Source organism: Arthrobacter sp. SLBN-100 (assembly GCF_006715305.1).
GTDB lineage: Bacteria > Actinomycetota > Actinomycetes > Actinomycetales > Micrococcaceae > Arthrobacter.
Genome location: NZ_VFMY01000001.1, coordinates 1,017,813 through 1,030,239 on the forward strand (window position 1 = coordinate 1,017,813; position 12,427 = coordinate 1,030,239).

General features: G+C 66.2%; 10 protein-coding genes and 2 tRNA genes. 7 read left to right on the plus strand and 5 right to left on the minus strand.

Annotated features, from left to right (window positions below):
- Nucleotides 1-176 precede the first annotated feature (176 nt).
- Nucleotides 177-249 (plus strand) — tRNA-Arg (locus FBY31_RS04730).
- 128 nt (nt 250-377) lie between these two features.
- Here FBY31_RS04730 and FBY31_RS04735 read toward each other — a convergent pair.
- Nucleotides 378-1,601, minus strand: a complete 1,224-nt coding sequence (locus tag FBY31_RS04735) for an ROK family protein (protein WP_142037534.1) — start codon at nt 1,599-1,601, stop codon at nt 378-380.
- Nucleotides 1,602-1,736: 135 nt separating this feature from the next.
- Between FBY31_RS04735 and xylA the strand changes: the two genes are divergently transcribed.
- Both xylA and xylB read left to right on the plus strand, forming a co-directional pair.
- The gene (gene xylA, locus FBY31_RS04740) at nt 1,737-2,924 is read left to right on the plus strand and encodes a xylose isomerase (protein ID WP_142037537.1); all 1,188 of its coding nucleotides are present in this window, start codon (nt 1,737-1,739) and stop codon (nt 2,922-2,924) included.
- Nucleotides 2,925-2,926: 2 nt separating this feature from the next.
- Complete coding sequence (gene xylB, locus FBY31_RS04745) at nt 2,927-4,345, plus strand: xylulokinase (RefSeq protein WP_142037540.1); 1,419 nt, start codon at nt 2,927-2,929, stop codon at nt 4,343-4,345.
- A gap of 127 nt (nt 4,346-4,472) precedes the next feature.
- On the opposite strand, the gene FBY31_RS04750 is transcribed toward xylB, so the two are convergent.
- The 3 genes from FBY31_RS04750 to FBY31_RS04760 are packed head-to-tail and all read right to left on the minus strand — an operon-like array spanning nt 4,473 to nt 7,710.
- On the minus strand, nt 4,473-5,330 hold the full coding sequence (locus FBY31_RS04750) for a sugar phosphate isomerase/epimerase family protein (RefSeq protein ID WP_142037543.1): 858 nt from the start codon (nt 5,328-5,330) through the stop codon (nt 4,473-4,475).
- Entirely contained in the window at nt 5,327-6,541 is a 1,215-nt protein-coding gene (locus tag FBY31_RS04755; RefSeq protein WP_142037546.1) for a dihydrodipicolinate synthase family protein, read from the minus strand. The genes FBY31_RS04750 and FBY31_RS04755 overlap by 4 nt, the downstream gene beginning before the upstream one ends.
- Nucleotides 6,541-7,710, minus strand: coding sequence for a Gfo/Idh/MocA family protein (locus FBY31_RS04760; protein ID WP_142037548.1), 1,170 nt, complete (start codon nt 7,708-7,710; stop codon nt 6,541-6,543). The genes FBY31_RS04755 and FBY31_RS04760 overlap by 1 nt, the downstream gene beginning before the upstream one ends.
- Before the next feature lie 172 nt (nt 7,711-7,882).
- On the opposite strand from FBY31_RS04760, the gene FBY31_RS04765 reads away from it, so the two are divergent.
- Together FBY31_RS04765 and FBY31_RS04770 are read left to right on the plus strand one after the other, a co-directional pair.
- Nucleotides 7,883-9,010 (plus strand): LacI family DNA-binding transcriptional regulator, encoded by a 1,128-nt coding sequence (locus FBY31_RS04765; protein WP_142037551.1) that lies wholly within the window; start codon nt 7,883-7,885, stop codon nt 9,008-9,010.
- Nucleotides 9,007-9,747, plus strand: a complete 741-nt coding sequence (locus FBY31_RS04770) for an alpha/beta hydrolase (RefSeq protein ID WP_442858208.1) — start codon at nt 9,007-9,009, stop codon at nt 9,745-9,747. Before FBY31_RS04765 ends, FBY31_RS04770 begins: the two co-directional genes overlap by 4 nt.
- A 32-nt stretch (nt 9,748-9,779) precedes the next feature.
- Here the strand turns inward: FBY31_RS04770 and mptB are convergent, their stop codons facing one another.
- Entirely contained in the window at nt 9,780-11,336 is a 1,557-nt protein-coding gene (gene mptB, locus FBY31_RS04775) for a polyprenol phosphomannose-dependent alpha 1,6 mannosyltransferase MptB (protein ID WP_200833308.1), read from the minus strand.
- A gap of 154 nt (nt 11,337-11,490) precedes the next feature.
- On the opposite strand from mptB, the gene orn reads away from it, so the two are divergent.
- Together orn and FBY31_RS04785 are read left to right on the plus strand one after the other, a co-directional pair.
- Complete coding sequence (gene orn / locus FBY31_RS04780) at nt 11,491-12,120, plus strand: oligoribonuclease (RefSeq protein ID WP_142037556.1); 630 nt, start codon at nt 11,491-11,493, stop codon at nt 12,118-12,120.
- Nucleotides 12,121-12,248: 128 nt separating this feature from the next.
- Nucleotides 12,249-12,321 (plus strand) — tRNA-His (locus tag FBY31_RS04785).
- Nucleotides 12,322-12,427: the final 106 nt, after the last annotated feature.

The following is a 12,427-nucleotide window of genomic DNA, read 5'->3' on the forward strand; positions in this document are numbered from 1 at the left end:
AGACCAGCATGGCGCTGGCCCAATCTGCCGGGGAGGCAGGAGTTCGCCTATGTGCAAAACGCGCGCCCGCGGCTGCCTGTGGAGGATCAGTGGGTGCAACGCACAACAATGACGGCGCCCGGACCCGAGGCAATGTAAACTTTTTGAGGCGCCGGAATTCAGCTCCGTAAGCCAATGCCTCAGTAGCTCAGGGGATAGAGCAGCGGCCTTCTAATCCGCCGGTCGGGGGTTCGATTCCCTCCTGGGGCACATAAGGGCCAACGCCCCGGTTCGAACCGGGGCGTTGGCCCTTTTTTCGCCGATGCCCTGTCACTTACAGTCGCCAAAAGAGCGGCAGAGCAGCGCTAAGTGATAGCGCAACGGGTCGGTGCGTACTTTCAGGGCTGCAGCCGGTGCGGCGCTTCCACCAGCGAACGGACCACGCTTCCGGCGGCACCCAGCAGCGCCCCGCCCTCGCCGACGGCCGCGGTGGTGATGTGCTCCGGCAGTATCTTTCCGGGTGCGTACCTGGCCAGGCTTTCGACCAGCGACGGCCGGAGCCACCGTTCCAGGACAGCGAAGTGTCCGCCGAGCACCACTGCCCCGATATTTACCACCCGGGCCGTGGATGCCACCGCCACCCCGAGCGACCTTCCTGCGCGCTCAACGGCGCGCAACGCATCCGGCTTTTCGTCGGCGAGCGCGGCCACCAGCGCGGACATGCTCTCCGACCTCACCTTGCCCGCGATGCCCGCAGCAGCGAAGATGGCGTCCTGCCCGGCGATGGTCTCCAAACAGCCCGTTCCGCCACATGAACAGCGGCTGCCCTCGGGGTCCACCACAATATGCCCCACTTCTCCGGCATGGCCTTCCGGACCGGTAAAGAGCTCCGATCCAATGACCAGCCCGCCACCTACACCCACCTCGCCTGACAGGTAGAGGAAGTCATGCCTCTCGGCGGGCCCGCGGGCCAGTTCAGCAAGGGCGGCCGCGTTGGCCTCATTGAAGAGCGTGACACCCAACGGCAGGCCGGGAAGCAGAGGGCCCAGGTCGAGTTTGATGTCCAGCCAGCCGAGGTTGGGGGCGGCAATGACAGTGGAGTTGCCGGCATCCACAAGTCCGGGAACCGCAAGTCCTCCCCCGAGGACCTCCACCCCCTTTCCCATGGCCGCCATCCGCACCTCAGTGGCCAGGGCAGCGAGGGCGGCCATGACCGGGGCACTTTCACTGTCGCGGTTATCCCGCTCACGGATCTCCTGGGCCACAACCGCCCCGGAAAGGTCTGTCACGCCCGCGGCGATGTAGTCCACGTTAATTTCCATGCCTATAACGCCGCGGGCGGGGTTCAGCGCCAGCCCCACTCCCGGCCGGCCGCGTTCCCCCTGGGGGTTGAGTCCTATTTCCCGCAAGATGCCGGCGTCGAGAAGGTCCAGGACGATGCTCGATACGGAAGCTTTGGTCAGCCCCGTAGACGCCGCAATCTGCGCCCGTGTCAGATGGGACCCTGGCGGGGACTGTGCAACCCTCCCCAGCACCAGGGCGAGGTTGCTCCTGCGCACGTCGCCCATGTTTCCGGGCGTCCCTGCGTCGGACAGCGCAGGTGCTGCTGCAGTGTAGGTCATGGCCGGCCTCCCCGGATAAACCGGGCCTCCTGAAATGCCCGTCGCTATTGACCCTAGCCTAGTCACGCTTATATAGTTCAAGCGATAAACTAACTCGCCCAAAACTCGGGCGTACACCGACTGCAAGGACGCATCATGACTCTTTCCCCCACCCCCGCTGACAAGTTCACTTTTGGTCTTTGGACTGTTGGCTGGACCGGCGCTGACCCGTTCGGTGTCGCCACCCGTGCAGCCCTGGATCCGGTGGAAGCCGTGCACCGCCTCGCTGAGCTCGGCGCGTACGGCATCACGTTCCATGACAACGACCTGGTCCCGTTCGATGCCACCGCCTCGGAGCGGGAGCTGATCCTGAAGAACTTCAAGGCAGCCCTGGCCGAGACCGGCCTGAAGGTCCCCATGGTGACCACCAACCTGTTCAGCCACCCGGTCTTCAAGGACGGCGGCTTCACCTCCAACGACCGCTCCATCCGCCGCTTCGCCCTGTCCAAGGTGCTGCGCAACATCGACTCCGCCGCCGAGTTCGGCGCCGAGACGTTCGTGATGTGGGGCGGCCGCGAAGGCTCCGAATACGACGGGTCCAAAGACCTCGCCGCCGCGCTGGACCGGATGAAGGAAGGCGTGGACACCGCCGCGGCCTACATCAAGGACAAGGGCTACAACCTGCGCATCGCCCTGGAGCCCAAGCCCAACGAACCCCGGGGTGACATCTTCCTGCCCACCGTCGGCCACGGCCTGGCCTTCATCGCCCAGCTCGAACACGGCGACATCGTGGGCCTGAACCCCGAAACCGGGCACGAGCAGATGGCCGGGCTGAACTTCACCCACGGCATCGCCCAGGCCCTCTGGTCCGGCAAGCTCTTCCACATCGACCTCAACGGCCAGCGCGGCATCAAATACGACCAGGACCTCGTCTTCGGCCACGGCGACCTGACCAGCGCGTTCTTCACCGTGGACCTGCTCGAAAACGGCTTCCCCAACGGCGGCCCCCGCTACGAAGGCCCGCGCCACTTCGACTACAAGCCCTCCCGCACCGACGGCTACGACGGCGTCTGGGAATCCGCCAAAGCCAACATGGCCACCTACCTGCTGCTCAAGGAACGCGCCCTGGCCTTCCGCGCCGACCCCGAAGTCCAGGCCGCCCTCACCGCCTCAGGCGTCGGCGAACTCGGCGAACCCACCCTCGCCGCCGGCGAAAGCACCGCTGACCTGCTCACAGACACCACCGCGTTCGAGAACTTCGACGCCGACAAGGCCGCCGAGCGCTCCTTCGCGTTCGTCCGCCTCAACCAGCTCGCCATCGAACACCTCCTCAACGCCCGCTGACCATGGCGCTGGTAGCAGGCATCGACAGCTCCACCCAGTCCTGCAAAGTAGTGATCCGCGACGCGGACACAGGAGCTCTTATCCGCCAGGGCAGGGCCAGCCATCCGGACGGTTCGGAAATCCACCCGGACCACTGGTGGGACGCGCTGCAGGAAGCGATACAGCAGGCGGGCGGGCTGTCCGACGTGGCAGCGGTCTCCGTGGGCGGACAGCAGCACGGCATGGTCTGCCTGGACAGCGATGGCCAGGTCATCCGGCCCGCACTGCTGTGGAATGACACGCGAAGCGCCGGCGCCGCCGAGGACCTCATCAGGACCGCGGGCGACGGCGACGCTGCCGCCGGTGCCCGCTACTGGGCCGGGGCCACCGGCACCGTCCCCGTGGCGTCGCTGACGCTGACCAAGCTGCACTGGCTGGCCGCCAATGAACCGGAGAACGCGGCGAAGGTTGCGGCAGTCTGCCTGCCGCATGACTGGCTGACGTGGCGGCTGATGGGCCACGGCCCAGGGAGCAGCCCGGGTAACCTCGAGGCCCTGGCCACCGACCGTTCGGACGCCTCCGGGACAGGCTATTATTCCGCGGCGGCAGGCACCTACCTGCCCGGGGTCCTGGAGTCCTCGCTGGGGCATGTTCCGCTGCTGCCCGAGGTATTGGGCCCGCTGGACGTTGCCGGCAAGACCCCGGACGCCGTCCTCCTGGCGGCCGGTGCCGGGGACAACGCTGCGGCGGCGCTGGGTGTGGGTGCCGGCGTCGGGGATGTGGTGATGTCCCTCGGCACCTCCGGAACGGTCTTTGCCGTCTCCAATACGCCGGCAGCCGATCAGTCGGGCCTGGTGGCAGGGTTCGCCGATGCGTCCGGAAATTACCTGCCGCTCGTGTGCACCCTCAACGCCACCCGCGTTTTTGACGCCACCGCCGCCCTGCTGGACGTCAGTCTCGCCGAGTTCAGTGAGCTGGCGCTGTCCGCCGAGCCCGGCGCGGGGGGCCTTACCCTCGTGCCCTATTTCGACGGCGAACGCACACCGAACCTGCCGGACGCCACCGGGTCCCTGCATGGCATCACCCGCGCCAATTACACGCCCGCGAACCTGGCGCGTGCCGCCGTCGAGGGCGTGGTCTGCTCGCTGGCGGACGGGCTGGCCGCCCTGCAGGAACAGGGCGTGGAGGCGAGGCGGATCATCCTGGTGGGCGGCGGGGCGCAGTCCGCCGCCGTTCAGTCGGCAGCGGCCCAGCTGTTAGGAATCAAGGTCACCGTGCCCCGGCCCGGTGAATACGTGGCCGACGGCGCAGCCCGCCAGGCCGCGGCGGCACTCACCGGCCAATTTCCGCAGTGGTCGCTGGACGCCGTCGATATTCCTGCCGGGAAGGACGACGGCGGTGTGCTGGCACGTTATCGCCGGTTCGCCGCCATGTATGCCTAGCATCTGCATACATTCTGCAGACGAAAGGACCCGGACCGCGTGCGCGGTCCGGGTCCTTTCACGTGGGGCGCAGGCTCCTGGCCGCCGTGTTGGGAAAGCGTGCCAGGAGCCCGCGGTCTGAATCAGGTCAGGCGAACGGGAGGACAAGCTCCGCGTAGCGCTCCTTGACTGTGGCCAGGACGGTGTTGCCGTCCGTGTCCCAGATGTCCTGATTGAAGATTTCCACCTCGATGTCACCGGCGTAGCCTGCGTCGCGCACCCAGGTGCCGATGGTGGCGAAGTCCACTACGCCGTCGCCCATGTACCCGCGGGACAGCAGCGGATCTGCGGCGATGGGCATGTTGAAGTCGCACACCTGGTAGGAGGCGATCCGGTTTTCCCGTCCCGCGCGCTCGATCTGCGCCTTCAGCTCGGGATCCCACCAGACATGGAACGTGTCGACGGCGACGCCCACCGTTGAGGCGTCGAAGGGCGCTGCGAGGTCGAGCGCCTGCCCCAGGGTGGAGATCAGGGCACGGTCCGCGGCGTACATCGGGTGCAGCGGTTCCAGGACCAGGCGGACGCCGTGTTCGGCGGCGAAGGGAACCAGGTCGGCGAGGCGGTCCGCGACGCGCCGGCGGGCCGCCACCACGTCCTTCTCCCCCGGCGCCAGGCCGCCCACCACCAGGAACAGTTCCCTGGTATCCAGGGCAACGGCCTCGAGGATGGCGGCCCGGTTGTCCGCCAGGGCAGCAGCCTGCCCCTCCGGGTCCGCAGCGGTGAGGAACCCGCCGCGGCACAGGGAGGAAACACGCAAGCCGGCGTCCTTGATCAGGCGCGCTGCCTTGTCCAGGCCGGCTTCCTCCACGCGGTCCCGCCATGGCCCGATTGAGGGGATGCCGGCGTTGACGCAGCCGTCGACGACCTGGGCGAGGGTCCATTTTTTGGTGGTGGCGCTGTTGATGGAGAGGCGCGAGAAAGCGGACGTCCCTGAAATGATTGTCATACCCCCACCCCGTTGATGCGCAAGTAGTCGGACATCCGGAAGGCAGCCAGTGCGGGATCACGCAACAGTCCGGCCTGGTCCGCCAGTTCGAAGGTCTTAGCCAAGTGGCACACCGAACGGCCGGAGTGCAGGCCGCCCACCATCTGGAAGCCCTGCTGCTTGCCGTTGAGCCAGGACATAAAAGCGATCCCGGTCTTGTAGTAGAACGTGGGGGCGCTGAAGATGTGCTTGCCCAGTTCGCGGGTGGAGTCCAGGATTTCGCGGGCCCTGGCGGTGTTGCCGGCGTCGTAGTTCTGCAGGGCCACCGAAGCGGCGGGGTAGATGGCCGCAAAGATGCCCAGCAGCGCGTCCGAGTGGTGGCTGCCGTCGCCGTCGATCAGTTCCGGGTAGTTGAAGTCGTCGCCGGTGTAGAGCCGGACGCTTTCGGGCAGGGCAGCGCGCAGGGCCACTTCATGGCTGGCGTCGAGCAGCGAGACTTTGACGCCGTCCACCTTGGCGGCGTTGTCCTTGATGAGGCCAAGGAAGGTCTCCGTGGCCGCTGCGACGTCATCCGAACCCCAATACCCGGCGAGGGCGGGATCGAACATGGTGCCCAGCCAGTGGAGGATCACGGGTTGGTCCACCTCCTGCAGCAGCGCGGAGTACACCTTCAGGTAGTCTTCCGGCCCGCTGGCAACCTTGGCCAGGGCGCGCGAGGCCATAATGATGACCTTGGGTCCGGCCTCGGTGATGACGGCTATCTGCTCGCGGTATGCCTCGAGGACGGCCTTGAGTCCGGCTTCGCCGGCAGGCAGGGACTCGATGTCCAGCTGGTCCGTGCCCGCCCCGCAGGACACGAGGTCGCGGACCGACTTGCCGGCCGTGGCCGCGCTGCCGGCCGAAACCACTGAAGCGGCCTCCACTCCGGTGCGCTTGATGAGCTGCTGGGTGGCTGCCCAGTCAAGGCCCATACCGCGCTGGGCAGTGTCCATGGCATCGGCGACACCGAGGCCGTAGGACCACAGCTCATGGCGGTAGGCCATGGTGGCTTCCCAGTCGAGCCGGGCGGGCGCGCCGGGGGTGTTGTCCGCGAGCACCTCGGGGATCACGTGGGCTGCGGCATAGGCGCGGCGCGCTGTGAGCGGGGCGGTGGGACGGGCCCACGACGTGCCGCCCTGAAGCCGGTATTCCCGGGTGCCGCCGTCGTGCGAGGGAAGGATGAGTGAGGTCATTAGAGGGTGATCTCCGGGATGTCGATGGTGCGGCGCTCGTCGTTGGACTGCAGGCCGAGCTCGGCGAGCTGGACGCCGCGGGCAGCGGACAACAGGCCGAAGCGGTGCTCCCGGCCGGCGACGACATCGCGGAGGAACTCCTCCCACTGCAGCTTGAAGCCGTTGTCCAGCTCAGCGTTGGCCGGGACTTCCTGCCACTGGTCACGGAAGGATTCCGTGACGGGCAGGTCCGGGTTCCAGACCGGCTTGGGGGTGTGGGCGCGCTGCTGGGCAACGCACTTGTTCAGGCCTGCGACGGCGGAGCCGTGAGTGCCATCGATCTGGAACTCCACCAGCTCGTCACGGTAAACGCGGACAGCCCAGGAGGAGTTGATCTGGCCGATGACTTCCTCGCCGGCAGGGGTTTCGAGTTCGAAGATGCCATAGGAGGCGTCATCGGCCGTGGCCTTGTATTCCTTGCCTGCTTCGTCCCAGCGGGCGGGGATGTGGGTGGCGGTCTTGGCGTTAACGCTCTTGACCTTGCCGATGATGCCCTCAAGGACGTAGTTCCAGTGGCAGAACATGTCCGTGGTCATTCCGCCGCCGTCTTCCTTGCGGTAGTTCCAGGACGGGCGCTGCGCAGCCTGGACATCGCCTTCGAAGACCCAGTAGCCGAATTCGCCGCGGATGGAAAGGATGCGGCCAAAGAAGCCTTCATCCACCAGGCGGCGGAGCTTGACCAGGCCGGGCAGGTAGAGCTTGTCGTGGACGACGCCTGCGGTGACGCCGGATTCCTTGCCGATGCGGGCCAGGTCGATGGCTTCTTCGAGGGTTTCGGCCGTGGGCTTCTCAGTGAAGATGTGCTTGCCGGCAAGCATGGCCTTTTTCAGGGTGGCTGCCCGGAGGCTGGTCATGGAGGCATCAAAGACGATGTCAACGGTGGGATCGTTGATCACGGCATAAAGGTCGGTGCTCCACTCGGAGACCTTGTGCTTTTCGGCCAGTTCGCGGATTTTGGCTTCGTTGCGGCCCACCAGGATGGGCTCCACCTGGATGCGGGTGCCGTCTTCCAGGGTGAAGCCGCCGGCGTCCCGGATGGGGAGGATGGAGCGCAGCAGGTGCTGGCGGTAGCCCATCCGGCCGGTGATGCCGTTCATGGCGATGCGGATTGTTTTTGTTTCGAAGCCCATAAGTCCTCCACGGTGAGTGAGCAGTTTACTCAAGCTGGTCAGGGAAAGCGCGTTCCCGCTACCTCAATGATGCACGCCGCCGGACCTGTTGGCAAGCGCTTTCCAGCAGGGCATTAAAACTGCCATAATGTGATCACGCTTCATGACCCTACAAAGCCGATCAGGAGACGCTGTGGCTGCAAGTACCCTTACCGAGGTGGCGCGGCTGGCCGGGGTATCCCCCGCCACCGCCAGCCGGGTCCTCAACGGCTCCGCGCGCAAGCCCGGGCAGGACATTGCGGACCGGGTCCGCCAGGCCGCGGACTCGCTCGGATACATCCCCAACGCACAGGCCCAGGGGCTGGCGAAGTCAAGCTCGGGACTGATCGGCCTGATCGTCCATGACATCGCGGACCCCTACTTCGCCGCCATCGCCCGCGGCGTGCAGGAGGCAGCCCGCGAGCAGCGCAGGATGGTGCTGCTTGCAACCACAGGCGGAGCCCCGGCAGAGGAAAAGGAAGCAGTTGCGGCTTTCGCAGCCCGCCGTGCGGATTCAATCGTCATCGCCGGCTCCCGCTCCTCGCAGCCGGAAAACCAGGAAGGCAACGCCGAACTGGCCGCAGAACTGGACAGGTACTGCCGCAATGGCGGACGGGTAGCTGTGGTGGGCCATCCGGTGGTGGGTGCAACGGCACCGGCGGGCTACCACGTGGTGGCCGTGCCCAACCAGGAACTGGCAGCGGCGCTGGCGGGCCAGCTCGCCTCCGGCCGGGACGGCGACTTTGTCATCATTGGCGGACCGGAGGGACTCTTCACCTCCGACGACCGGATCCGAGGCTTCCAGGAAGGCCTGGCAGCCGCCGGGCGCAAACCGGCGGAAGTCCTGCGCACTGCCTTCAACCGTGCCGGCGGGTACGAGGCCGGTCTCAAGCTTTCTGACATGATCAAGGCCCGCCGGTCAGAGGCCACGGATGGAGCTGCCGGCAGCAAGCTGTGCATCTTTGCCGTCAATGACGTGATGGCCATCGGTGCCGCGGCCGCCCTTCGTTCGCAGGGGCTCCGGATCCCGCGCGATGCCACCATCGCCGGTTTTGACGACATCGAAACACTCCGGGATTTCCGTCCCGCACTTTCCACGGTGCGCCTGCCGCTGGAAGAGATCGGACGCCTGGCCACCCGCGCCACGGCTCCCGGCGCAGCCGGCGCTGGTGCGGACGCTGCCGATATGGACAGTGCGGGTTCCGTTGAGGAACTGCACGACGCAGGGCGGCCCATCACCGGCGAAGTCACGCTTCGGCGCAGCACAGAAATGGCCGCCTGACGGTGGCGCTGCAACTGACGGCAGTGCCGTCCCGCACGGGCGGTTCCGGAGACCGGCCCGCCGTCCTGGTCCTCCCCGGTGGCGGCTACGGCCGCCAGGCAGACCATGAGGCCGAGCCCGTTGCCGAATGGCTGGCAGGGCTGGGTATTCACGGTTTCGTGCTGCGCTACCGGGTTGCCCCGGACCGGCATCCGGCACCGCTCGAGGATGCGAAGCAGGCAATGCTCCGGATCCGCAGTGGTGCCCACGGACTGGCGGTCGATCCCAGGCGTGTAGGCGTACTCGGGTTTTCCGCCGGCGGACACCTAGCGGCGGCGCTGTCCACTGCAGTGGCGACCGGCAGCGCGGAACTCGACGTTCCGGAGGCAGTCCCGGACCTGACGGTGCTGTGCTACCCGGTGGTGTCGTATACCCATGCCGTGCACCAGGGTTCCGTGGACAACCTCCTGGGCGAGTCGCCGTCGGCGGACCTCCTTGCGGAACTGTCCGCGGAGCGGCAGGTCACTGCTGAAACGCCGCCCGCGTTTGTCTGGCACACGGCGGACGATGCTGCCGTGCCGGTCAGCCACAGCCTGGGCTACACCGCGGCCCTGCTCAATGCCGGCGTACCCGCCGAACTGCATGTCTTTCCCGAAGGCCGCCACGGGCTGGGCCTGGCGGACGGGCAACCCGGAGCGGACCAGTGGCCCGCGCTCTGCTCCGGCTGGCTGGACCGCGCAGGCTGGACGGAGCCGTAGCCCGGGCACTTCCCGCTCGCGGCAGGACCTGCCTAGATGACCGGCCGCTCGAGCACCGGATCGCCGCTCTTCCGGAAGAGGCTCCGGGTCCGGGGGTCCCAGAAGATGAGGTAGAGGCCGAACAGCAGGCCGGTGAGGGCAGCGGCAACACGTGCCAGGGCAAGTGCCAGCCCAAGGTCCGCGGTCTGTAGGTAGGGGAAGACTTCCAGCTGGTCGGAAATGGCGTAGATCATAAAGAACGAGACCACAAAGTAGAGGGCCTTGACCTGCCAGTCGTTCCGGATCCCCGTCACGGCGAATAATGGAATAAGCCACACCACATACCAGGACTGGATCATGGGTGCCAGGACAACGATCGCCGCAAACGCAAGGGTGAGCCGCCTGATCAGGCGGTCGTGCTCACCCCGGAAAATCTGCCAGGCTACGATGCCCACGGCCAGCAACTTCCCGGCGTCGAACACCCAACCGGCGAGGACCAACCCGTCCAGCCCGAAGGCATTGGCCAGCGAGGCGACCACCAGGCCGATCAGCCCCACCGGGGCATACCAGATGTAGATGCTGCCCGGGGCGGAAAGTCCGTTGATCCAGCCGAAGCCGAAACCGTTGACGAGGCTCATCAGTGCCAGGATCCCGAGGCTCAATCCTGCTGTCAGGCCCCAGAAGGCAAACTTCCGAAGCCAGCCCGCATTTTTCCCTGCCCACAAGAGCCCGATGAATGGCAGGAAAACGATGGTGATGGGCTTGACGGCGATGGACAGTGTCACCAGGACGATGCCGCGGACCACCCGGTGGGTGGCCGAGTAGTAGAGGCCGGCAAGGGCCAGCCCGATCATGAGGGCATCGTTGTGGACACTGCCGATGAAGTTCGTCAGGAACAGTGGATTGGCGGCCGTCAGCCAAAGCGCCCGGTTGGGGTTCACGCCGTGCAGCTCAGCGAGTTTGGGCACATAGATCACGCACAGGAGCACGCCTGCCACGGCGACCAGCCGGAACAGCATCACGCTTGCCTCAGGCTGGACGTTGGTGGACCACACCACAAACTGCTCGATCCACAGGAACAGCTGGCCGTAGGGAACCGGGGCCTCGGTCCACATTTTGTCCGCGCCCAGCTGGAAGTAGTTGGACAGCGCCGAAATGCCGTTCTCGTACGGGTTGAACCCCTCCACCATCAGGCGGCCCTGCCCGATGTAGGCGTAGACGTCACGGCTGAACAGCGGGACGCTGAACATCATGGGCAGCCCCCAGGCCACAACTGCCATCAGGGTCGCCTGGCGGGCCTGGTCTCCCCACACCCGGATGCGCTGGCCCAGCCGCAGCCAGGCGCGGACCAGAAGCATCCCGCCTACCGCCAGCAGAATGATGGAGAGTGCAACGCCCGCCGCTTCGGCCCGCATCCAGATGAACAGCGGCAACCTGCGGAGCTCGGAAACAGGGGCCAGCCAGCCCACGCCCAGTGACCCGATCAGCATAAACATCGAGCCCACGAATCCGGCCAGGAGCGGCGTACGGGGATTGTCGACCTCGGCCAGGTCTGCTGCAGAGGTGTCCGCGGCAACCAGTTCCCCCGCTGCAGGCACAGGCGCCGTCATCTCAGGATCGTCCAATCTCTTGCGTTTGCGCGATTCTGCCCGGCGGGCTGCATGGCCGGCACAGGCGGGTTACAACGACAGCAAGTTGTCCCGCCGCGTACCCGAAATCCTAGCACCGGCGGGCGCCCGGGAGGTGTAACGGTAGGCTGGACCGGTGCCTATATCTAACGAACGAATCGTCTGGATCGACTGCGAAATGACCGGCCTGGACATCAAGAACGATGCCTTGATCGAGGTTGCCGCCCTGGTCACCGACTCCGAACTTAACATCCTCGGCGACGGCGTGGACGTCGTGATCAAACCGGACGACGCCGCCCTGGCCCAAATGAACGACTTCGTCCGGGACATGCACACCAAATCCGGCCTGCTCAAGGAACTCCCCCACGGCACCACCATGGCGGAGGCTGAGGCTGCAGTGATGGAGTACATCTCAAAGTGGGTGCCGGATCCCCGCAAGGCCCCCTTGGGCGGCAACTCGGTAGGAACGGACCGCGTCTTCCTGTCCCGCGACATGCCGGCCGTGGTGGAGCACCTCCACTACCGCGTGATCGATGTCAGCACCATCAAGGAACTCTCCCGCCGTTGGTTCGCCAGGGCGTACTTCCAGTCGCCGGCGAAAAAGGGCGGCCACCGGGCCCTGGGCGACATCCAGGATTCCATTGATGAACTGCGCTACTACCGGGAAGCGGTCTTCGTGCCGTCTCCGGGCCCGGACAGCGCCACGGCCCAGCAGATCGCCAGGCGCATCACCGGTTCCGCGGACGGGCAGCAGCCGGAAGCGTAATCTGCGCCACGTTCGCCGGAAATTTCGGTGAAATCGGCAAAAGTGGACGAAGCACCCCTGAAGAGCAGGTAAGCTATTTGAGTTGCCTTCCAGAGAGCCGGTTAGCCGGTAGATCTGCACGGCGCATGGTGGGCTTAGCTCAGTTGGCAGAGCGCCTGGTTGTGGTCCAGGAGGTCGCGGGTTCAACCCCCGTAGCTCACCCTCACAGGATGGTATTGCCGCCGTCCAGCAAGGAGGCCGCACCGGATATCCGGTGCGGCCTCCTTTGTTTTGCATCAATTGCTTCTGCACTGGATACCGCCGGAGG

What these genes read in the sequence shown, in the direction of transcription:
- FBY31_RS04735 (WP_142037534.1), bottom strand. Translation starts at nt 1,601, where the DNA reads ATGACCTACACTGCAGCAGCACCTGCGCTGTCCGACGCAGGGACGCCC.
- xylA (WP_142037537.1), top strand. Translation starts at nt 1,737, where the DNA reads ATGACTCTTTCCCCCACCCCCGCTGACAAGTTCACTTTTGGTCTTTGG.
- xylB (WP_142037540.1), top strand. Translation starts at nt 2,927, where the DNA reads ATGGCGCTGGTAGCAGGCATCGACAGCTCCACCCAGTCCTGCAAAGTA.
- FBY31_RS04750 (WP_142037543.1), bottom strand. Translation starts at nt 5,330, where the DNA reads ATGACAATCATTTCAGGGACGTCCGCTTTCTCGCGCCTCTCCATCAAC.
- FBY31_RS04755 (WP_142037546.1), bottom strand. Translation starts at nt 6,541, where the DNA reads ATGACCTCACTCATCCTTCCCTCGCACGACGGCGGCACCCGGGAATAC.
- FBY31_RS04760 (WP_142037548.1), bottom strand. Translation starts at nt 7,710, where the DNA reads ATGGGCTTCGAAACAAAAACAATCCGCATCGCCATGAACGGCATCACC.
- mptB (WP_200833308.1), bottom strand. Translation starts at nt 11,336, where the DNA reads ATGACGGCGCCTGTGCCTGCAGCGGGGGAACTGGTTGCCGCGGACACC.